We start from the raw sequence: 6,733 nt of genomic DNA, 5'->3' as shown, positions 1-6,733 counted from the left end.
CGCCATGCCACGAAATTAGCATCATGCTAGCAAGTTAAGCGAACACTGACATGATAAATTAGTGGTTAGCTATATTTTTTTACTTTGCAACAGAACCTTATTTAACATACCCCGTCAATGAAAAATAAAACAGCTTAGACTTCTGGCTGAAATGTATTTAATATTGCATAACAGTTTTCTATTAGAGGTGTTGAAAGTTGATGTTTTTTACTTTGTTCTAGCAAATAACCTTGAATATATTCAATTTCAAGTGATTTATGATTGATGACATCATAGTACATACTTGTACCCATATCATCTGGGTATCCTGCATAAATATTCATGATACTGTCAATTAATTGCTCGTTAAAATGAATACCTTCAGCAGAAGCAATTCGTCTTCCTTCTATTAAAAGGTTACGACAAAGATTTTCTATACCATCTGATTTGAGTACTTTTGCTGTTTGGCGAGTTATAGCTGTTACAGTGTTAATACCTAAATTGACGAGTAGCTTATACCAAACTTGTTCGTAGTAGTCTTCGATACATTCAATATTTAAAATGCTATCTTTAGTTAAACTCTTTAGTAACAAAGTATCATTATTGATAGGTAACTTTAATGTCCAATCTCTAAAATGGGTAACTTGTTGATCTGTTTTTTGACCACTAATGTAAACAACCGCTTGATATACATGAGAATGGTTAATCTGTTTAAGCTGACCATAACCGTTCTGAGTTAGTATAATAACTGTTTTATCATGTGTGATATTTGTTAAATGAGGTGTGATTTGATCGAGTTGAGTAGTCTTAACAGCTATAAATAAAATATCAAATGTTTCTGTTGAGGATTTAAGTGACGCTACGGGCAATGTATGAATTGCTTGCTCATTGTAATCTTGAAATCGAACTTCTGAATTTTCTCTGCCTAATAATGTAACATCAAGAGCGTTTTCTCGTAAGGCAAAAGCAATAGCTGTACCAACTGCACCTGGACCAATTATTCCAAACTTTTTCATTTATTATTTTCCTTTCGGTGTTATTATATATATATAATAACAAAAATTTAAGGGTGGTACGGGATGAAAACAATTAAAGAATTGTTAGCCATGAAAGAACAAACGGAAAAAATTTCAATGATTACTGCGTATGATTATCCAAGTGCTAAGCAAGCAGAATCAGCACAAATTGATACGATATTAGTCGGGGATTCATTAGGCATGGTTGTACTAGGATACGATAGTACAGTTGAAGTAACGATGGACGATATGATTCATCATGCTAAGGCAGTAAGAAGAGGTGCACCAAATACTTTTGTAGTAGTTGATGCTCCATTTGGCGCTATCGGAATAGACGATGCAACAGATATCAAAAATGCTATTGATTTATACAAAGAAACAAAAGGGAATGCAATCAAAATAGAAGGCATGCACACAAGTTTAATCGAACGTTGCACGCAAATCGGCGTACCAGTCGTTTCCCATTTAGGATTAACACCACAAAGTGTTGGCATAACAGGATATAAGTTACAAGCAAGTTCTAAAGAAGATGCAGAACAGTTAATTAAACATGCACAAGAAGTAGAAGCGGCAGGAGCAGTTATGCTTGTATTAGAAGCAATACCGAGTGACTTAGCAGAAGTCATTAGTGAAAAGCTGACTATCCCTGTGATCGGTATCGGAGCAGGTAAAGGAACAGATGGCCAAGTATTGGTATATCACGATTTATTAAACTACTGTTCAGAACATGTTGCTAAGTTCGTTAAACAATATGGAAACTTTTCAACTGGAGTAGATGCGTTGAATAATTATCATAAAGAAGTTAAGAGTGGCGCTTTCCCTTCAGAAGAATTTACGTATAAAAAGAAAGTGATGGGAGAGACAGGTAAGTGACTCAAGTAATTGAATATATAAAAGAAATGATGAATATTTCTTCAAAATATAAAGTACAAAATAAGACTATTGGACTTGTACCAACGATGGGTGCTTTACATGACGGTCATTTAAAAATGATGAAACAATCTATTCAAGAAAATGACATAACAGTCGTGAGTATATTCGTAAATCCATTACAATTTGGGCCAAACGAAGACTTTGACGATTATCCAAGACCTTTTGAAGAAGACTTAAATAAACTGAAACAAATAGGTGTAGATTATGTCTTTCATCCAACAGTAGAAGAGATGTATCCAGGAGAATTAAGTTTGTCTATTACAGTAGGATATTTAGCTACTGTGTTGGAAGGTAAGAAACGACCAGGACATTTTGACGGTGTAGTAACAGTTGTTAATAAATTATTTAATATAATAGAACCAACAAAAGCATACTTCGGGAAAAAAGATGCACAACAATTAGCCATTATCGAAAAAATGGTCCAAGACTTTAATCATAATATAGAAATTGTACCTATTGATATAGTCAGAGAAGAAGACGGTTTAGCCAAAAGCTCAAGAAATGTATATTTAACAGAAGAAGAAAGAACAGAAGCGGTACATTTATCTAAAAGCTTACAAAAAGCTAAAGAACTATATGAAGCAGGCGAAAGAAATAGCAAAGTGTTAATAGAAGCTATTACAACATATTTAGAAAAAAATGTGAGCGGAGAGATAGTAGAAGTCGCAGTATATAGCTATCCCGAACTCGTAGAACAACAAACCATTAAGGGACAAATCTTCATATCATTAGCCGTTAAATTCTCACAAGCACGATTGATAGATAATGTGATTATATAAAATCTTAGTGGAGATAAGTATATAGGAAAATGAAAAGCAGTAGAAAATCATGGTCAAAACCAGATTTCTACTGCTTTTTTGTATTTGCGGTTCGATAATTTAAGTTTATCGGCCTGTATTTCGCGTTTGCGGTTCGATAATTTAAGTTTACCGGCCTGTATTTTGCGTTTGTGGTTCGATAATTTAAGTTTATCGACCTGTATTTTGCGTTTGCGGTTCGATAATTTAAGTTTATCGACCTGTATTTTGCGTTTGCGGTTCGATAATTAATATTTATCGACCTATATTTCGCATATATGGAAATATAATGACGAAAATACAGCCTTATTTATCAATAGCATGACTCAAATACAAAAAAGCTACATCCAACAAATCAACATTAAAAGCGAACGTTATTGGAAAGAAAAAACTGCACAATATTTAGATCAACCAGTTGATTTAACACAAGATATTAAACAAACAAATGCTTGGAGACAAACACAAAAATTTAGAGACACCCGAATAAAACTTAAAGAACACCTATTTAACCTTGAGAAAAATTTACTTAAGATCTGCGCCAAAGTGTATAAATTTAAAAATAAAAAAGAAGTATGGTTAATAAGTGAAAGGATTAATAGTGCCTCTGATAATTCATACTATTTATACAAATATATCCAGGAAAATAGAACAGACTTAGATGCTTATTATTTAATAGATAAAAAAGCAACATCAGCAATTAAAAAATTAAGAAAGTATAAAAATTTGATATATCTTAAATCATTTAAACATAAAATATTAATGCTTGTAGCTGATAAATACATTACATCCTTTACCTTTGAAGAAACAATGGCACCATTTAATCAGAACCTCTATAAGAAAATATATAAAAAAGAACTACTGAATAAAAAAGTTATTTCGATCCAGCATGGTATGATTATTCACAATATATCGCCGTACTTAAGTAAAAACTGTTATAAAGTTGATTATATTACTGCAAATAGCAAATATGAGAAAGAAATTATAATGGAAACATTAGGATATAATGATGATGAAGTCCTTATAACAGGAATGGCACGTCATGATAATTTACTTGAAACTTCTAAAATGAGTAATGAAGTATTATTTATGCCTACTTGGCAAAGAGGATTACAAAATTTAAGTCAATCTCAATTTTTACAGACAGAATATTACAAGAAGTTAAATCACTTTATTAATCACCCGTTACTTTATAATTACTTAAAAGATAATAATTTAACATTAAATGTATTAATGCATCCTCAGTTTGAAAAATACTCAGAACAGCTAACAGGTAATGATGAAAATGTGAAATTTCAAAGTACAACTAAAGTAGAAATACCTGATTTAATTGCTAAGAGTAAATTTCTTATTACAGACTTTTCATCTGTAGCTGTGGACTTTCTGTTTCAAAAAAAGAATGTTGTGTTTTATCAGTACAATAAATATGCTTCTCATCATGTCCCTTCAAAACAAATTAGATATGAAGAAATAGGGGAAGTAGTGGCGAATTTAGAAGAATTATTTGCGACGCTAAACAAGTTTAAAGATAATCAATTTGCATTATTACCTGAATATGAAAATTCTTATGAAGGACTGTATGAAGTGAAACAAAATATAAGAGAAACTATTGTAAATAAGATTAAAGAAATATAAATTTATAGTCTAATATAAAAATGCTATTAAAAACATTCAATGCATAGTAGATATTAAAGACAAATATAATTGAAAAGGTTAGAATAGAGTTACTTACATAGTGTAGAAAGGCGGCGAGACTGTGAAACAAGCATGGGAAGATAAGCTTTCTGAGAGTTTAGTTGAATCGTTTCATAATGAACTCACTGAACAAGAAATAGATGAAGGATTTCAAGATACATTGGCATTCGGTACAGCCGGTATTAGAAGTACTTTCGGTATTGGGCCGGGCAGGTTAAATAAATTTACGATACAAAAATTTGCTTTAGGTTTCGCAAATTACTTAAAGGATATTTCAGATGAACCAACAGTGGTAATCCACTTTGATACAAGATACTTATCAAAGGAATTTTCAGAAGAAATCGCTAAAGTTCTCGGAACTCATGGTGTGAAAGTGGTATTACCTGATACTTATAAATCGACACCAGAATTATCATTTGCAGTTCGTCATTTAAATACAACCGCAGGTATTATGATAACAGCGAGTCATAATCCTAAAAACTATAATGGCATTAAAGTATACGGAGCCGACGGTGGACAATTATTAACAGAACCATCATTAAAGCTCAGTGAATATATTGATCAAGTAAATGACCCATTAAATATTAAAGTGAATGACTTAAAGACACTGAAAGAAAACAATATCGTTATACCATTTGAAAATGAGACGACAGAAGCTTATAAAAAAGCAGTATGCGATTTAGTCGGCGCATTCAAAACTCAAAACTTAAAAACTGTATTATCAAGTTTACATGGTACAAGCTTGCCAATACTTTCTGATATTTTACATGATTTATCTTATGATCATTTTGTAATTGAAACATCTCAATCAGAGCCAGACAGCGATTTTCCAACGGTTAATATTGCTAACCCAGAAATGGAAGATACATTTGATTTAGGGAAGGAATTAGCTGATAAAGAGAGTGCGAATTTAATCGTAGCTACGGATCCAGATGCAGATAGGTTAGGTATTGTAGAACGATATGAAAATGGCACAACCCGTTACTTTAATGGTAATGAAATTGGATTGTTACTTCTGAAATTAAGACATGATGAATTACAAAGTACAAAATCATATATGATTAAATCAGTTGTAACAAGTGCTTTAAGTGAGAAATTAGCGGAACATTTACATATAGATGTAATTAATGTCTTAACTGGATTTAAATATATATCAGAACAACTTAAAGCATTAGAAAATGATGAAGCTAAACTTGTATTAGCTTTCGAAGAAAGTCATGGCTATTTATTAAATGATTTTTCTAGAGATAAAGATGCCATCCAAACCGCGGCCTTATTAATTAAATATAAAGAACAGCTAACACAAGAGAATCAAACGTTTAAAGATGTATTAGAAACAATATATGAAACGCTTGGCTATTATCAAGATAAGACTTTATCACCAACCTTTAAGGGTATGGAAGGCAAAGCACAAATCAAACAAATAATGGACCACTTCAATAAGCTTACAACAATTGAAGTAGGAAATTTAAAGCCTTTAGTTATAGAGAACTATATTAAACAAAAAAGAACAAATATTGAAACAGGCGAACAAAGTAAAATCGATTTACCTCAAGCAGATTTAATTAAATTTATATTTGAAGAAGGATTCATCGCAGTCAGACCATCAGGGACAGAACCAAAAATGAAATTATATTTCTCGCTTGATGTAGAAGATTTTGATGGTATAGTTGAAGAGTTTTTACGAAATTACAATTTGAAAAATTAGTGTAACTGTCACTAACATAATAATTTGAATTTTAATGATTACATACTAAGTATGTAATCATTTTTTTATTTCTTTTTGAGTAGTTAAGTACAAATATGTAAGCTACTAACAATTAAATTACCACTGTAATAAATATTTAATAAAAGAATTTGTAATAAATATTTGTAAAGCCTATATTCATTACAAATATATTCTCTTAATTAGTTAATTTATATGCCAATAATAAACATGTTTTATATAGCTATAAAGTTTAAATATATATGAAAATATAATGAGGTGAAAATTGTGAAATTCTTAATTTTTTTATAAATAAGACATACTAATGGAAGATATAATTGCAAATGTCACTCTAAAGATTAAATACATTTATTTATATTATTGATTAGATAATTTTAACGAATTTATTATTGGACAATAGTAATATTCTTAAAGGATAAGATTCGATTTAACAGAATAAAAATGGTATATCATTTTTAAAAATATAATTGTGTTAAACTTTAAATAGAAATATAAAAATTCAATTTTACAAAGTTAACGTTTTGTAGTTTAATATTAATATTGGTAATAAATAAGGTAAAGAGAAAGAACTTTAAAATAAAATATATAAA

5 protein-coding genes are annotated in these 6,733 nt (G+C 30.3%); 4 read left to right on the top strand and 1 reads right to left on the bottom strand.

The annotated features are described in order from the left end of the window. Positions 1 to 134: 134 nt before the first annotated feature. Positions 135 to 995, bottom strand: coding sequence for an oxidoreductase (locus CD135_RS10960; RefSeq protein WP_103269477.1), 861 nt, complete (start codon positions 993 to 995; stop codon positions 135 to 137). 63 nt (positions 996 to 1,058) lie between these two features. Between CD135_RS10960 and panB the strand changes: the two genes are divergently transcribed. The 4 genes from panB (at position 1,059) to CD135_RS10940 (ending at position 6,125) form a co-directional block, all read left to right on the top strand. Beyond that, on the top strand, positions 1,059 to 1,868 hold the full coding sequence (panB, locus tag CD135_RS10955) for a 3-methyl-2-oxobutanoate hydroxymethyltransferase (protein ID WP_103269476.1): 810 nt from the start codon (positions 1,059 to 1,061) through the stop codon (positions 1,866 to 1,868). Then, the gene (panC, locus tag CD135_RS10950; RefSeq protein WP_017000282.1) at positions 1,865 to 2,707 is read left to right on the top strand and encodes a pantoate--beta-alanine ligase; all 843 of its coding nucleotides are present in this window, start codon (positions 1,865 to 1,867) and stop codon (positions 2,705 to 2,707) included. The genes panB and panC overlap by 4 nt, the downstream gene beginning before the upstream one ends. Before the next feature lie 339 nt (positions 2,708 to 3,046). After that, positions 3,047 to 4,357, top strand: coding sequence for a CDP-glycerol glycerophosphotransferase family protein (locus tag CD135_RS10945; protein ID WP_103269475.1), 1,311 nt, complete (start codon positions 3,047 to 3,049; stop codon positions 4,355 to 4,357). Between the two features lie 121 nt (positions 4,358 to 4,478). Beyond that, on the top strand, positions 4,479 to 6,125 hold the full coding sequence (locus tag CD135_RS10940; RefSeq protein ID WP_103269474.1) for a phospho-sugar mutase: 1,647 nt from the start codon (positions 4,479 to 4,481) through the stop codon (positions 6,123 to 6,125). Positions 6,126 to 6,733 lie beyond the last annotated feature (608 nt).

This window comes from Mammaliicoccus lentus (assembly GCF_002902755.1).
In the GTDB taxonomy this organism is placed as follows: domain Bacteria; phylum Bacillota; class Bacilli; order Staphylococcales; family Staphylococcaceae; genus Mammaliicoccus; species Mammaliicoccus lentus.
Note: the sequence above shows the minus strand (reverse complement) of the source record. Positions and strands in the feature narration are given on the sequence as shown.